This window comes from Limnoraphis robusta CS-951 (assembly GCF_000972705.2).
Map to the genome: position 1 here is coordinate 1 of NZ_LATL02000336.1, position 14417 is coordinate 14417.

The 14417-nt window shown below is 42.9% G+C and carries 12 protein-coding genes and 2 pseudogenes; 12 read left to right on the forward strand and 2 right to left on the reverse strand.

Annotated elements, in window-relative coordinates; translation table 11 throughout:
• The first annotated feature begins 100 nt into the window (after window positions 1-100).
• The 5 genes and pseudogenes from WN50_RS32935 to WN50_RS37920 form a co-directional block, all read left to right on the forward strand.
• A complete protein-coding gene (locus WN50_RS32935) occupies window positions 101-295 on the forward strand; it encodes a hypothetical protein (RefSeq protein ID WP_072075652.1) in 195 nt (64 codons plus the stop codon).
• Between the two features lie 126 nt (window positions 296-421).
• Complete coding sequence (locus WN50_RS28250) at window positions 422-1492, forward strand: AI-2E family transporter (RefSeq protein WP_046280271.1); 1071 nt, start codon at window positions 422-424, stop codon at window positions 1490-1492.
• A gap of 585 nt (window positions 1493-2077) precedes the next feature.
• On the forward strand, window positions 2078-2241 hold a 164-nt coding region (locus tag WN50_RS37915; protein WP_425354849.1), incomplete at its 3' end, for a homocysteine biosynthesis protein.
• A gap of 3 nt (window positions 2242-2244) precedes the next feature.
• Window positions 2245-2991, forward strand: a 747-nt coding sequence (locus WN50_RS28260) for a homocysteine biosynthesis protein (RefSeq protein ID WP_235441162.1), incomplete at its 3' end; no start/stop codon positions are given.
• A 1-nt stretch (window position 2992) separates the two neighbouring features.
• A pseudogene (locus WN50_RS37920) lies at window positions 2993-3610 on the forward strand (homocysteine biosynthesis protein); the annotation flags it as partial.
• Between the two features lie 38 nt (window positions 3611-3648).
• Here WN50_RS37920 and WN50_RS28270 read toward each other — a convergent pair.
• Complete coding sequence (locus tag WN50_RS28270; RefSeq protein ID WP_046280269.1) at window positions 3649-4740, reverse strand: hypothetical protein; 1092 nt, start codon at window positions 4738-4740, stop codon at window positions 3649-3651.
• Between the two features lie 492 nt (window positions 4741-5232).
• Here WN50_RS28270 and WN50_RS28275 point away from each other — a divergent pair, with 492 nt between their 5' ends.
• The 6 genes and pseudogenes from WN50_RS28275 (at window position 5233) to WN50_RS28295 (ending at window position 11982) form a co-directional block, all read left to right on the forward strand.
• Complete coding sequence (locus WN50_RS28275) at window positions 5233-6171, forward strand: tetratricopeptide repeat protein (RefSeq protein WP_046280268.1); 939 nt, start codon at window positions 5233-5235, stop codon at window positions 6169-6171.
• Between the two features lie 522 nt (window positions 6172-6693).
• The coding region (locus WN50_RS37925) for an NAD(P)/FAD-dependent oxidoreductase (protein ID WP_425354848.1) at window positions 6694-7201 on the forward strand (508 nt) is incomplete at its 3' end.
• A 1-nt stretch (window position 7202) separates the two neighbouring features.
• Window positions 7203-8589, forward strand: a pseudogene (locus tag WN50_RS28280) (FAD-dependent oxidoreductase); the annotation flags it as partial.
• 24 nt (window positions 8590-8613) lie between these two features.
• Window positions 8614-9852, forward strand: coding sequence for a hypothetical protein (locus WN50_RS28285; RefSeq protein WP_046280266.1), 1239 nt, complete (start codon window positions 8614-8616; stop codon window positions 9850-9852).
• The gene (locus tag WN50_RS28290; protein WP_046280265.1) at window positions 9852-10712 is read left to right on the forward strand and encodes a mechanosensitive ion channel family protein; all 861 of its coding nucleotides are present in this window, start codon (window positions 9852-9854) and stop codon (window positions 10710-10712) included. The genes WN50_RS28285 and WN50_RS28290 overlap by 1 nt, the downstream gene beginning before the upstream one ends.
• 673 nt (window positions 10713-11385) lie before the next feature.
• Window positions 11386-11982: a YdcF family protein gene (locus WN50_RS28295; protein WP_235441163.1), complete on the forward strand. Its 597-nt coding sequence runs from the start codon at window positions 11386-11388 to the stop codon at window positions 11980-11982.
• A gap of 207 nt (window positions 11983-12189) precedes the next feature.
• Here the strand turns inward: WN50_RS28295 and WN50_RS28300 are convergent, their stop codons facing one another.
• Window positions 12190-12675 carry an allophycocyanin subunit alpha-B gene (locus WN50_RS28300; protein ID WP_046280156.1) on the reverse strand — a complete coding sequence of 162 codons (486 nt, stop codon included), beginning with the start codon at window positions 12673-12675 and terminating at the stop codon, window positions 12190-12192.
• Window positions 12676-12833: 158 nt separating this feature from the next.
• Between WN50_RS28300 and rlmD the strand changes: the two genes are divergently transcribed.
• Window positions 12834-14243: a 23S rRNA (uracil(1939)-C(5))-methyltransferase RlmD gene (gene rlmD / locus WN50_RS28305; protein WP_046280157.1), complete on the forward strand. Its 1410-nt coding sequence runs from the start codon at window positions 12834-12836 to the stop codon at window positions 14241-14243.
• Window positions 14244-14417 lie beyond the last annotated feature (174 nt).

Here is a 14417-nt window from a genome sequence, read left to right on the forward strand (position 1 = left end):
GGGGGTAAGGAGAGGGGAGTAAGAAGACAGTCAGTAGCCTCCTCCTTCTAGGGGGAGGTTGGTGGGGGTCGAGGACTAACAAAAACGAAAATAGAGAATAATGGATAATAAAGTCGGATTTCTCCTCAAAGTCTTATTGCTCTCAGCAGCAATATCGGTTTTCATTAAATATGTTGGCCCTGATCTATCTATTCCATTATCCGTAACAAATACTTTAATTGCTGTTTTCTTCCCCAGTATTGCGATCGCCCTAATATTCCTCTGGCGAGGTACCCGCAGTTACAGTGACCAGTGAACAGTGACCAGTGACCAGTCAAGAGTAAACACTGATAACTAATAACTAATAACTGTAAACTGTAAACTGTAAACTGTATAAGCCCGCCTCTACACTCTTCCCTAACTCCCAACTCCTGAACTTCCCGTGAACCTTGGTCAATGGCTTGGCTTTTATGCGATTATCGCCTCGATATACATCCTGTGGCAAGTCCGACAGGCAATTTTGCTTGTTTTTGCCGCCATTGTCCTAGCAACGGTTCTGAACCAATTAGCGCGTTGGTTTCAACAGTTTAAAATTAAGCGATCGCTGGCGGTTCTCCTTTCGGTTAGCTTATTTTTCCTGTGTTTTGTGATTGGTTTTCTCCTGGTGGTTCCGCCCTTACTCAACCAATTTCAAGAACTCGCGACCAAAGTTCCCCGAGGGATAGAACGAGGCTTGTATCGTTTTGATCTCTGGATCGATTATCTCAGAACTCAAGTTCCCCAACAGTTTCGCGAATATTTCTATCTCGTTAACCGCGACATCACCGAGATAGATGTTAACCAGATTATCACCCAACTGCAAAGTCTAGGAAATCAACTGATTGGCGGTGTGGGAGTCTTTGTCGGAACAACAGTCGGGGGAGTTCTCAGTATTGTCTTAGTGCTGATTTTAACCATGATGCTGCTGGCTGATCCTCACGCTTACCGTCAAGCATTGATCAGACTAATGCCCTCATTTTATCGCGATCGCATGAATCAAATTCTAGATCGATGTGAATTGGCGATCGGACGTTGGGTAATTGGTGCTTTAATCGATATGAGTGTTGTGACGCTTTGTAGTTTAATTGCCTTGTCAGTCTTGCAAATTCCCTTTGCCTTTGCTAACGCTATTTTAGCGGGATTTCTCAACTTTATTCCCAATGTCGGGCCGGTTTTAAGCGTTATTCCCCCAATGGCGATCGCATTATTATACGCCCCTTGGAAAGCCTGGTTGGTTGTGCTGCTTTATTTTATTATCCAACAACTAGAAACTGCCTTCTTAATTCCCTATGTTATGGCTCAACAATTGGCATTGTTACCTGCTATTACCTTACTGGCTCAAGGCTTCTTTCTAACCTTCTTCGGATTTTTAGGCTTGTTTCTGGCTTTACCCTTAGCCGTCGTCGGTCAAGTTTTAATCAAAGAAATCTTAGTTAAAGATATTCTAGATGGATGGGAAACCGAAAAACAGTGAACAGTTATAGCAGAAGTCAGGAGACACCGAGACAGGAGACAGAATTGAAACCTTTATCATAAAAGGATTTGACAGAAAAACAGTGTCCTAATCNAGGAGACACCGAGACAGGAGACAGAATTGAAACCTTTATCATAAAAGGATTTGACAGAAAAACAGTGTCCTAATCAAAGGCTTCGACTGCTATATCAGTTCTCAACGTAGGGGCGGGTTCCACCTAGAGGTATATATTCTCCACAACAATCTATATAAACCCGCCCCCCATTTCCCATAAATAGTGATCAGTTCTCAACGTCGGGGCTGGTTCCACCTAGAGGTATATATTCTCCACAACAATCTATATAAACCTGTCCCCCATTTCCCATTCCCTAGAAACAATTAGAAACAGATATTTTGAGAGAAACTGCTAGAGGGCGGGTTAAGCAAGGTTGTTTGTCAGAAACAGATATTTTGAGAGAACCCGCCCCTACAATACTGGTGACGATGAAAGGGCGGGTTAAGCAAGGTTGTTTGTCAGAAACAGATATTTTGAGAGAACCCGCCCCTACAAACCTGTAACCTGTAACTTGTTCCCTGTCTAAAATAATGAGAACGATCGCTGAAATTAATGAGAAAATTCGCGCCTCATCTGTCGTTGTGTTAACCGCAGAGGAAGTCAAAGCCCGAGTAATTGAAACCAGTGTCGCCCAAGTCGCTCAAGAAGTTGATGTAATTACCACAGGCACCTTTGAACCGATGGAATCTTCGGGNAAATTAATGAGAAAATTCGCGCCTCATCTGTCGTTGTGTTAACCGCAGAGGAAGTCAAAGCCCGAGTAATTGAAACCAGTGTCGCCCAAGTCGCTCAAGAAGTTGATGTAATTACCACAGGCACCTTTGAACCGATGGAATCTTCGGGGGCGATCATTAACCTGGGACAAACAGATCCTCCGATTAATATTCGGAATTGTTGGCTGGATGGCGTGCAAGCTTACAGTGGGTTTGGGGCGGTTGATTTGTATCTGGGAGCCACTCAAATCGCCGAGAATGGGGATGAATCCGGCGATCGCGGAGGGGGACACGTAATTGAAGATTTAATCGCCGGAAAGCCCGTTTCCCTGCGCTCAACGGGATTAGTCTCTGACTGTTATCCCCGCAATTCCTTAGAAACCACCATTAGCCGCGACACCATTAATCAGTTTTATTTATTTAACCCGCGAAACCTGTATCAAAATTTTATTGTTGGCGTAAATGGAGGCGATCGCCAACTGTTTACCTATCTCGGGCCATTGCAACCCCGTTTAGGAAATGCCGTCTATTCCAATCCGGGAGCCATTTCCCCTCTGATCAACGATCCGGACTTAGAAGTGGTTGGAATCGGCACCCGGATTTTCTTTGGGGGCGGAATTGGGTATATTACCTGGGAAGGTACCCAACATTTTCCTTTACAAAAACGTCTAGCGAACCGGACTCCTATCGGCCCTGCGGCTACCCTAGCCTTGATTGGGGATGCTAAACAGNGTCTATTCCAATCCGGGAGCCATTTCCCCTCTGATCAACGATCCGGACTTAGAAGTGGTTGGAATCGGCACCCGGATTTTCTTTGGGGGCGGAATTGGGTATATTACCTGGGAAGGTACCCAACATTTTCCTTTACAAAAACGTCTAGCGAACCGGACTCCTATCGGCCCTGCGGCTACCCTAGCCTTGATTGGGGATGCTAAACAGATGAATTCCTACTGGGTCAGGGGTTGCTACTTCAAAAACTACGGGCCGTCTATTATGATTGGCGTGGGGATTCCGTTACCTGTCTTGCGGGAAGAAGTGATTGCTCATTGTGCGGTTCAAGATAAAGATATTGTCGCTCCTGTCGTTGATTTTTCAATTCCTCGGCGAGTGCGTCCGACTTTTGGGTTAGTCAGTTATGCCCAACTGAAAAAAGGCCGTATTTCGATTGAGGGTAAACCGGTGCGGACTGCTCCTGTAGCCAGTTTAGCTCGTTCTCGTCAAGTCGCGCAACAACTCAAACAATGGATTGAATTGGGACAGTTTACCCTCACTGAACCTGTGGCGTCTATTCCGATGGATAGAGCCTTTATTCCCCAAGATGTCTGGGGATCTCAGATCAATCTTGATTAGGAGTCGGCTACAGAAGCATTAAGCAGACCAAAACTCGATTAATTTTCCGTTTTCGGCTTGGGCTTGACGGGCTTAGAAATCGGTTGTGAGCGGGTCGGAGAGGAAGAAGCGGTTCTCGGCTTGACGGGAGGACGAGAGGAACGAGAGAAGTTGTCTCTTCTGTCTCCACCGCCTCGGAATGATCCTCCTCGACCCGGAAAGGGTTTTCTGCCTTTGTTGACAGGAATCAGGCCAATATCATGGCTTTCTTGAATAATAAGGCAATCTTGTTCGAGTTGAACGTGTAGATCACAGAAATGACCGACGGCTTTGGGGCCTGCCATACCATCAAGCTTGAGTTTGAAGAACTTCGGCTTTTCTTTGTCGCCCCGAGAGGATTGGCGAATTTTGACAATCACGTATTTTTCTTCATCTTGAGACTGGTAAACCACTTCGCCCCGAATGGAAAAATAGCCATGTTCAATATCAGGTAAGGCATTGGGATCAACTTTAGTCGGGCTTGGAGGTTTAACAGGCGGTGTCTCTGGAGTTGGGGATGATTCGAGATCCGTTGTTTCTGTAGAGGGTGACTCTTCATCCTCTTTTTTTAAGGTTTCCGGTTCCCAGACTCCCATAATCTGAACGTGCAGGTTTTCTTGTTTTTGGCGAGTACGGGGATAAACAACCCAGAGATGTTCTTGGTCAAGGTCAATATGCTTTTTAACCAAACTCATAACACGACCGAGAAGAACCGCATCAATCACCGTTCCGTCGGCGGTGAGTAATATTCCCTGAGTAAATTGATCTTGCGAAGCGGTGTATCGCCCCCGAATCAAGCCGATTGCCCGATATTGCCGAGGTTCACTAGGAGGGGGTATTGGATGCCAAAGACGACTCTGATCATTGAGAAGCTGATCCTCGCTTTCGGAGGAGTCGGTGTCGGAGACTGAAGCTTCAGAGGTCGTTTCGCTGGCCTGTTCTGATGAAGAATCAGGGGGCATCACCGTTTGATCGGATTGGGGATTTTCTTGAAGTTGCTTTGCACTCATGGGCAGATCAACGGACAGATCAACGGCAGGTTCGCTAGATTGAACCGGCTGAGAGGATGAGGAATTAGGCATTTGGGAGGATCGATTCGGAGAAGGACTCATAGAACCTGATAGCAGCACAGACACATCCCATTTGGGAATATTAAAATATTCAGTGGACACACAACTCGGTCAGAGACATTGAGTTGAAGTTAGACCTTAAACTGTCAGTGATTGAGGAGAGTCAGATGTTTTTTTTGAATTGCACCTTGACTCCTGTACCGTTGAAGACAGCTCACTGTGAAACTCAACAACACAATGGGTTTTAGATGATTGTCAATTGATGGGGTTCGAGTAGCAGGCTAACGCTCTCAAAATTTTGTCGATTTGCCTATTTTACTGAATCCATTTGCTCAACGGACGAATCCGAATGCTTTTGACAAACCTCTTGTTATCCAATACCTCTATCAATTCGGTCTGAGCGAAGATCGCCAGGAAGTTAATTGACAGATAGTAGTGATGGGTCTGCTACTATATTAGCTGCAAGGCACAAACTGCTTTATCCAACTTTAGAGTTGAATCTGTACCGAGAGAGAGCGTAGGGGTCTAATTTCTATGGTAGACAAACGTCGTGGGTTTATTGGTGTCATATTGATACTGTCTGTGATTGCTTTCGTAGGATTTTCTATGGGGCCTTTGATTGGCAGTTTGTTAGGGGGAAACCGCTCAAATAGTCAAACAACCCCAACCCCGACTCAAACGGCTCAAGCTAAACAAGCTGATTTAGAAGCTCAAGCCCGAGGCTATGAGTTAGTTTTGCAGCGAGAACCTGATAATGAAACGGCCCTGCGGGGGATTTTACAGGCAAGGTTAGAGTTGATCAGCATGGGTCAAGGCAATGTCAAGGATGTTGTTGAACCCTTGCAAAAGCTCTCCCAAATGAATCCAGAGGCTACTGAATATAGCATTTTATTAGCTCAGTCTCAACAATATACGGGGGATCAGGAAGGGGCGGCTCAAACCTATCGCCAAATTCTGGAAAAACAACCAGGACAAATTCAAGCCTTGCAAGGTTTAGTCAATTTACAGCTTGCTCAAAAACGCCCGGAAGCGGCGATCGGATTGTTACAGGATACTCTCAAAGCCGCTCCACAAGCGAATCAAGCTCAACCCAATACGATTGATGAAACCTCTGTTCAGTTGATCCTCGGACAAGTCTATGCTGAACAAAAACGCTACGAGGAGGCGATCGCTATCTATGATGAAGCTATCCGCAACAATCAGCAAGATTTTCGTCCCGTTCTCGCTAAAGCGATGGTTCTCAAGGATCAAGGGAATTTAGATGAGGCTGAACCCTTGTTTGGTAAGGCTTCAGACCTCGCGCCCGCAGCGTTTAAAGACCAAATTCAACAGGCGGCAGGTATCGTTGCAACGCCGACTGAAGTCACCCCTGCTCCTCAAACGGCTCCTAATGCTCAACCGGACAGTCCGAGCGAACCTCAACCGGAAGCGGTGGAAAATGTAGAAGAAACTCCCGAACCCAATAACGAGTAATCCGACAACGCCATAAACCTCAGAAGCCCGGTTTTTTAGAAAACTGGGTTTTTTTGTCTGCCCGTAAAAACCGTGATCATTCAAAAGACTGAAAAATCAGCTATGTATTATAGCATAAACAAGCCTCAAGTGTCCTCCGTAATTTCTCGGGTGTTTTTGGCAAGTAGCAGCGAGAAAAATCCGTATTTCCCCCGTAGATTTCCTCTGAGCGAACTCGTACAATAGCAACATGACTCAAGTCGTTCTGAAGCTGAATAGACTCAATAAAACCAGTTACTCTAATTCAATTTAGCCAAAAGCCACCAACTCTAGACTGAATCTATATTGCAGGTTGTTCTAATCTTTATAAAAATTCCCGTATAGTCTAACCCCAGCTTTGATGTTGGGGTTTTTTTTATTCACGTCGTTGGCTGATCAGGGTATATCTGCTCTAACACGCAACAGCCTTTAGATAGATATCACTAAAATCAAGATTCTGTTAGATTATTAAAATGTATTAAGTTATGAACAAAACCCCTTAGCGTGTCTGGAAGTCATCAGGTTGTTATTGTCGGTGCTGGGTTTAGTGGAATTACGGCTAGCCGAGTTCTCGCCCGGGCGGGAATAAATGTTCTCTTAATTGACAGGAACAGCTATCACACCTTTATTCCCTTACTGTATCAAGTCGCAACCGGACTTCTACAACCCCAACAGGTGATTTACCCAGTAGGTCGAGTCTTGAAAAATTATCCACAGGCTCGATTTTTACAAGCTGAAGTTAATGATATTGACTTTGAGCGTCAAATTGCTTACACAAATGCAGGAGAAATTGACTACGACTTTCTGATTTTAGCCACTGGAAGTCAACCGCAGTTTTCCGAAGTTCCCGGTGCTTCTGAACATAGCAAACCTGTTGTTTCCCTCTCAGATGCGGTAAAATTGCGACAACATTTGCTGACTTGCATCCAACAAGCTAAACAAGAATTAATCCCCGAACAGCTTCAAAGTCTGTTAACGTTTGTGATTGTTGGAGGCGGCCCGACTGGAGTAGNTTTAGCCACTGGAAGTCAACCGCAGTTTTCCGAAGTTCCCGGTGCTTCTGAACATAGCAAACCTGTTGTTTCCCTCTCAGATGCGGTAAAATTGCGACAACATTTGCTGACTTGCATCCAACAAGCTAAACAAGAATTAATCCCCGAACAGCTTCAAAGTCTGTTAACGTTTGTGATTGTTGGAGGCGGCCCGACTGGAGTAGAAATAGCGGGCGGTTTGTCGGAATTGTTGCAAACTTTACTCGCAGATTATCCGAAATTACGACAACAATCTGAAGTTATTTTACTACAATCTCGCGATCGCTTACTGGTCAATTTCCCAGAAATTCTCAGTACCTACACCGCCCGACATCTACATCGCAAAGGCGTGAAATTGCAATTTTCGACCCGAGTTAAGCGTGTTACTCCAGAGGTTGTAGAATTAGAAGACGGTACAACGATCTCGACTGTGACTACAATTTGGACTGCCGGAGTGGAAGCTAACCCAGCAACAGATACAACAGATATTCCCACCGCCCGTAAAGGAAAAATCGTTGTACAGTCTACTCTGCAAATTCCTAACTATGCTAATGTTTATGCGGTTGGCGATGTTGCTTATGTCAAATTGCGAGATGAGGTGTTAGCAGGAGTGGCACCGGAAGCTTTGCAACAGGGAGAAGCAGCCGCTCATAATATTATCAAACAAATTCGCGGCGAGTCTCCCCAAGCGTTTCAATATATTGATAAAGGTAAAGCGGCTATTATTGGGCGAAATGCAGGTGTTGTTAGCAAAGACGAATTACAACTGAAGGGTATCTCGGGATGGCTCATGTGGCTAGGAATTCATTTATATTATCTTCCTGGTGGGCGTAATCGTTTGAATGTTGCTTATAGTTGGATTTGTGATTGTTTGCTACATTCTCGCTTTGTTAAACCCATCACTCCGCCTTACCCTGAGTTCAAGTCTTTTCCATCAGCATCTAAACCTATTTTAACTGTTAGTCGAGGGTCTAAACCGATGAAATATATTCCTTTAATTGGACGTTCATTTTTATCGACTATCTTTCTCTATTCAGCGATTAGTAAAATTTTTAGCTTTGCAGCAACTCAACAAATGATAGCAGATAGAGGATTACCTTTTCCGGCTTTAATGTTACTGGGGAATATTATTTTTCAATTAGTCGGGGGAATCTCGTTAATATTAGGATATAAAACCCGTATCGGGGCTTGTCTTTTAATTGCCTTTTTGATTCCGACAACATTAGTCTTTCATAATTTCCTCGCTGATCCGACAGAAACAACAGCTTTTCTTAAAAATTTAGGTTTAATTGGAGCTTTATTAATGGTATCCTATTTTGGAGCAGGGCCAGTTAGTTTAGATACTGGTAATCATTTTGATCAAGTGTAACGCAGTTGTAAACTAACTATTCAGATGAACTTCCAGATCGGAGATCTTATTCAAAAGGTTAAGGCTTGGTTTCCTAAAGCTCAAGCCCAGATTGAGGCTCAAGCGGCTGAACTTGAAGCCCGCTTTAATGAGCAGAATTATATTCCGCTTTCCTCTGAAGAAGTTGCAAATTTTCAAACTAAAATTCAGTCTTTATCCTTACCTGAAGCTTATCAAAACGCAATTAAAACTAAAGTTTCAGAAGTTTTAACGCCCTGGAAAAAAGACCAATATTCGGATAATCATTTGTTTATCTTATTCGACTCTATTGAACCTAAAAACGGTGTTTTTCAGGAAATATTTAAGCAAGTTAATGAGCAAGCTTTACCCCTAAAATTCTTATCTTGGACGACTCGCCCTGACGACTATGCGACACTCAAAAGTCAGCTTCAAAGCCAAATTGAATCAACAGACAATTCTGAGGATATTGAGAAGAACATAAATCCCCAATCTTTAGTGATTATTCCTGACTTGAGTTTATGTTTTTTACGCTGTGTTGAGGGATTAGATGCAGTCGAATATTTGTATGATTTGATTCTCAAAGATTCGTCTTGTTTTTGGGTGGTGGGTTGTAATAAATGGACTTGGAACTATTTTAAATCTATTTATAAAGTTAATACTTGCTTTGAGCAAATTTTCCCTTTACCGAGTTTGAATGCAGTTGAACTCAAACATTGGTTAACTCCAATTTATGAAACCCTTGAGATCGAGTTTGGTGATGATAATCAAGAGAATGATAATCATAAATCAGAAGAATGGAAAGAGCAAGATACCACCTGGATTTCTCAAGATGAAAAGCAATATTTTGAGCGTTTAGCTAGTATTTCAGAGGGATTAAGTCAGAATGCTGCTTATCTTTGGTTAGATTCTCTACAATATGTTAAACAGCCAGAAGAAACGGACTCACAAACGGTAGAAATTCAGGAAAATAAACCAGAAAAACGTTTAATTCTCAAACGAGCAACGCTCCGAAATTTACCGGGACTGACGAAAGAAGATCAATATTTATTATCTTCTATTGCCTTACATGGAGAAATCAGTTTATCTGCTTTAGCCGTGAGTTTAGCCGAGCCAGAAAGTCGGATAAGAATTCAAGTACAGAAGTTATTACGAACCGGAATTATTATGCGACAACAGGAATTATTAAAATTAAGTCCAGTTTATTATTCTCGGCTCAAACAAGATTTAATTAATAATAAAATTTTAGCTGGAGAAAAGGATTAATGCTACGCGAATATTTTTGGGTTCAAATAAATAATGCTAACAGCTTAGAAGACGCTTCTGAACTCCTCTCAGAAATTACGACTTCTAAAGTCATTCAGGCTGTTATTATTATTGCTGTTGCTTACTTGGGGATGTTTGCTATTGATAAGTTAATTCATTGGTTAGCAGAAGAAGTTCCTCTAAGATTTCGCTTGACTGTGAAGCAATCTTTACCCTTTTTGAGAGCGTTTTTACTCGGTTTAGCTAGCATTCTGTTGATTCAGTTATTTTTGAAGCTTTCTTCTAACAATGTTTTGGCTTTAACCGGAACGATTGCTGTTGCTTTGGGTTTTGCGTTTAAGGATTATATCAGTTCAGTCATTGCGGGAATTATTGGTTTGTTTGAACGCCCCTATCAACTCGGTGATCGTGTTAAAATAGGAGATGAATATGGTGAGATTGTTGACTATGGTTTACGAGGGATTCGTTTACAGACACCCGATGATAATATTGTCTCAATTCCCCATAATAAAATCTGGACAGAAGCGATTTCAAATTCCAATAAAGGAGATGTAGAAGCTCAAGTTGTCGCCGACTTTTATTTTGAGCATACTGTTGATGTTGAAATCGTAATGAAAATTTTATATCGAGTCGCCTATACAAGTAAATATACACAATTAATGTTACCGATTTTGGTAATTATGGATGAAAAACCTTGGGTAACTAACTTTAAACTCAAATGTTATCCCATTGATGCACGGGATGAATTTATTTATAAAACGGACTTAATTAAGCGAGCTAAACAAGTTTTTGCAAAAGAAGGAATTTCTTATCCTATGCTTTCTCCTCAATCCTATGAAACGGAGAAAGCAGAATCATAATTTTNAATGTTATCCCATTGATGCACGGGATGAATTTATTTATAAAACGGACTTAATTAAGCGAGCTAAACAAGTTTTTGCAAAAGAAGGAATTTCTTATCCTATGCTTTCTCCTCAATCCTATGAAACGGAGAAAGCAGAATCATAATTTTATCATTATAATCACCACAAAGACACAAAGACACGAAGAGTATCTCTTGTGATTTGCATCTCTCCCTAGTAGCGAGAAACTGTTTATCGATTAAAAAGACAAAAAGTCACGAATATTTGTTCGCTTTGTGTTCTCTGTGTCTTCGTGGTTTTCTTCTTTCTGTTTTCAGATTAATATGTCCTAATGCTGTGTGAGATTAATCTGGTGTTAGATGGGATTAAATTAAGTACAATCGAGACAGTTTCAACGTTCACTCAATTTCTATGAGCCATCACTCGAGCAAACACTCAGTATTCAGACGTAGACTTTTTCAAAAGGTTCTATTGATTGTTCTGGGAATTTTGCTGATGGTGACTTCTGTTAGACTGATTCATCAAGTGATGGCTTTACCCTCNCTCAATTTCTATGAGCCATCACTCGAGCAAACACTCAGTATTCAGACGTAGACTTTTTCAAAAGGTTCTATTGATTGTTCTGGGAATTTTGCTGATGGTGACTTCTGTTAGACTGATTCATCAAGTGATGGCTTTACCCTCCGCCGCCCAACAGCCTGTCGATACCTTTTTTGTTTTGGGGGGAAGCATCAAGCGAGAAATATTTGTCTCTCAGTTAGCTACCCAGTCTCCCAACACTCGCATTTTAATTTCAACGGGTTCGGATGACCCTTGTATTTTAAAGCTGTTTGAACGCAACAGAAGCCCCGTAGAACAGGTTTGGTTAGAAAAATGCGCGGACTCAACCTTGGGTAATTTTGTCTTCTCTCAGCCGCTTCTCAGTCGGTGGAAAGCCCGTCATATTCAGTTAATTACTTCAAAAAGTCATCTTCCTCGGGCGCTGTGGATGGCGCAAATTATCTTAGGCGCTCATGGAATTTGGGTTGAACCCCAACTGGTTCCTGAAAGTGGGGTTCCGGGAAATCGAGAGTCTATGATTAAAACAGGACTTGATCTGACTCGCGCTGTCATTTGGGCGTTGGTGAGTCAATTCGTTCAACCCTCTTGTTCTAACGTGGTTCATCTTCAAGATGTTAATCTTCAACAATGGTGCGAAGATGGATTTTCCTGTGAATATCAAGGCAAAATTAACCCGGAAGCCATTTGTGATATCATGTCCGACTAATCAATAATGATTCTGTAGGGGCGGGTTCAGTCAATATCTTTAGCACTACTGCGAGATTGAGATAAACCCGCCCCACCCCATAACAGAATTAATCAACCGGACATAATATGAACCGTTTTGATGATTACACCTAAAAAACCCGGTAACTCCTACGAAACCGGGTTTTTAAGCCTGACAGTACAGGCAGGTAGGTTAATACCAAACAAATTAAGACATCGCTTGAATGATCAAGTCGAAATAAGGCGCCGCTTCACGGGCATCGTCTTCATCTAGCAAGCCGAGAGAAGCATCCTTCAAACAGCGAATTGCCTCAACCATTCCAGGCATCGGAACGCCGAGAGAATTATACATCTCTTTGACCCCAATTAAGCCAATGCTTTCAATCGGGTCTTTGTCTCCAGAGAGAATCCCGTAGGTAATCAAACGCAAATACCAGCCATAATCCCGTAGACACAGCGCCCGTTCCCGTTGTCCGGCAGCGTTACCACCGGGGGCAATGAAGTCAGGACGCTTTTTCCACAGTTGACCACTGGCGCGGTCAACAATTTTCTTTTCGTTTTCAGATAAGGTGCTGGCAATGCGGACTCGTTGTTCCCCCGTCTTTAAAAAGTCACTGATCGCTCGGAGTTCACCAGTGCTAGGATAACGGAGTTCATCGTCAGCTTTGAGAATAACTTGGCTTACTACAGTCATCTGTAATTAGAATTTGTCAAGATAACATTAAGTAGTTTAGCGATTCTCGGATACACAAACCAATAGGTCGCTAATTTTAACAAAACAGTGAGTAATAATCCTTATTGTTATTTGTGTAAAACTTAACATCTGACAAATTTTACCTGAACTCCAAATCCATGACTGATTCCGACTACCAACAGGGTCAACGGCTTGAACTGGAAATTACCGACTTGACCGACACAGGCGAAGGGATAGGACGCTACCAAGACCAGGTGGTGTTTGTTCCTGATACCATTCCTGGCGATCGCATTATAGCCCGACTCATTCACGTTAAGCGCAAATACGCGATCGCTAGACTGGAAAAACTGATCACCCATTCTCCCCAACGCATTCGCCCCGCTTGTATTGTCGCGGATAAATGCGGCGGTTGTCAGTGGCAACATATTGATTATGACGCTCAACTGACCACAAAACAGCATTTAGTGGTTGAAGCTTTAGAACACATTGGCGGCTTTCCTCAACCCCCTGTGAGTCCGATTTTACCCTCGCCCTCTGCACTCCATTATCGCAATAAAGCGACTTACCCCCTGAGTCGGTCATCGACGGGTCAAGTGCAGGCAGGATATTATCAAAAAGGATCTCATCGTCTGATTAATCTCAATCAATGTCCGGTACAAGACGAAAATCTTGATCCGTTCCTTGCCAAAATTAAACAAGATATTCAAGAGCAAGGCTGGTCGATTTATAATGAACAGCAACATCGGGGTCTGATCCGACATCTATCGCTGCGAATTGGACGACGAACCGGAGAAATCTTGTTAACCCTAGTCGCCTGTCGCCCCTTACCCCGACTTGAAGAACAAGCCGAAACCTGGTTACAGCAATATCCTAATTTAGTCGGGGTTTGTCTAAATCTTAATCCTGACAAAACCAATGTTATTTTTGGAGAACAGACTAACTGTGTCAAGGGTCAAGGGTTCTTGCGAGAAGAATTTGCGGGGTTGAATTTTCATCTGACTCCTGAAACGTTTTTTCAGGTGAATACCGAAGCGGCGGAAGCGGTGCTGAAAGTGATTCAACCGCAGTTAAACTTACTTGGGGAGGAGATCATTATTGATGCCTATTGTGGCATCGGAACGTTAACGCTACCCCTGGCTAAACAGTTACAGTTACTTGCCTCCTCTGCACAAAAAACTGCCCAAAAACAGGTGATTGGGATTGAAATGCAACCGACTGCTGTACAGCTTGCTTACCAAAATGCTCGGTTAAATGGCATTGATAACGTTTCGTTTGAGGTGGGAACGGTAGAAACAATTTTATCTCGCTTAAGCATTCAACCTGATATAATCTTACTCGATCCGCCCCGCAAAGGATGCGATCGCACCGTTCTCGAGATGTTGTTAAAGTTGCAACCGACTCAGATTGTTTATGTCAGTTGTAAGCCTTCTACCCTCGCCCGTGATTTAAAAATACTCTGTGAAAATGGATTTTATCACCTAACTCAGGTTCAGCCCGTTGATTTCTTTCCCCAAACCCCTCACGTTGAATGTGTGGCTTTTTTACAGTTAGCAGTGACCCGTGAATAGGCAAGAGGCAAGAGGCAATCATGCAATCATGCAATCATGCAATCATGCAATCATGCAATCATGCAAAAGGCATTGATAACTGGTAACTGATAACTGGTAACTGGTCACTGTTCCCTGTTCCCTGTTCCCTGTTCCCTGTTGACTGGTTACTGTTCACTGGTCACTGATAACTGG